Genomic DNA, 1,229 nt, shown 5'->3' with positions numbered 1-1,229 from the left:
TTCTGGCTCTTGGTCTAGCAAGAGAACTTTTTTACCAGCCTCGGCCAGTTCGGCGGTGGCAACTAGACCTGCAAGGCCGGCGCCTACTACAATGACATCATATTTCATCTCTCAACCTCCAGAAACAATCTGATATACATACTATTCTGAAAATTAGTCTAATATCATTATATCTTAATAGAGAGCTATATATAGTAGAAAAATTCACAAATTTTCCATGTACTTCTACCAAGATTAGGAATATATTCAAATCAAAATCATGTTGCATTTTTATTATAAAAAGAAGAAGGCGCATGAACATGAATATTCCAAGTCATTGGGTAAATGTTGTTTTGTTCGTCATCATGATATTGTTAATCTGGATTTCAATAACAAATTTTAGTGTGGTCAAACGATTTTTAATTGGTAGACCCATGCGAACTGCTGAACTCTATACTCCGCATACTAAATTGCTGTGGTTCATAGCCCTGCCCATACTTTCTGCGGATCTATATTCCTCTGTATCCTATGGTCCGGAGGCGGGGATTACAGAATTATTGAAGCTTGGCCCTGCCGCCAAATGGTACATTATACCGATAACACTCGCGACTGTTATCCTCCTGGGAATTTTGATTTTATCATATATTATGGGGATTTTAGCTTACCCGAATGGGGGAGGCGCTTATGCCATCGCTAAGGATAATTTTAAACCCAGGTGGATCTCATTAGTTGCAGCAAGTTCTTTACTTGTTGATTATATTTTAACCGTGGCAGTTTCCGTTTCAGCTGCTTTAGAGGCGGTTTCATCTGCCTATCCGGCAGTTGCACCGGTTGAAACGGAATTAGCTATTTTTTGTGTCTTTATATTATTAGTCATGAATTTAAGAGGAGTGGCGGAATCAGCAAAGGTCTTTGCATGGCCGACAATTGCTTTTATGGTTTGTATGATCATCCTCATTTTTACCGGTTTATATGACGGCTGGAAAAATGGATTTGTACAATCCACGACTCCTTCGTTTGGCACTATTCCAGACGGTATTACTACTTTGCTTGTATTAAAAGCTTTTAGTTCGGCATGCTCTGCATTAACAGGGATTGAAACCATTTCAAATGCAGTTCCGGTATTTCGGATTCCCCAGCAGAGAAATGCGATTAAAACCTATATCGCCTTAGGTACCATTACTTCCTTCACATTGACAGGTTTTGTGTATCTATTGTATATAAAAGGGATTTCTCCCAAAGCGGATAAT

At 39.1% G+C, this 1,229-nt stretch carries 2 protein-coding genes; one reads left to right on the top strand and one right to left on the bottom strand.

Translation table 11 applies throughout. From position 1 onward, the window contains the following. Nucleotides 1-108: FAD-dependent oxidoreductase (locus V7083_RS23395; RefSeq protein ID WP_335482580.1), on the bottom strand; the 108-nt coding region annotated here is incomplete at its 3' end. A gap of 191 nt (nt 109-299) precedes the next feature. On the opposite strand from V7083_RS23395, the gene V7083_RS23390 reads away from it, so the two are divergent. Beyond that, the coding region (locus tag V7083_RS23390; RefSeq protein ID WP_335482578.1) for an APC family permease at nt 300-1,229 on the top strand (930 nt) is incomplete at its 3' end.

The sequence above is a fragment of the Bacillus sp. JJ1764 genome, assembly GCF_036962145.1.
Classification (GTDB): Bacteria; Bacillota; Bacilli; order Bacillales; family Cytobacillaceae; genus Neobacillus.
The sequence above is the reverse complement of the archived record's forward strand: the minus strand, read 5'-3'. Positions and strand labels throughout refer to the sequence as shown.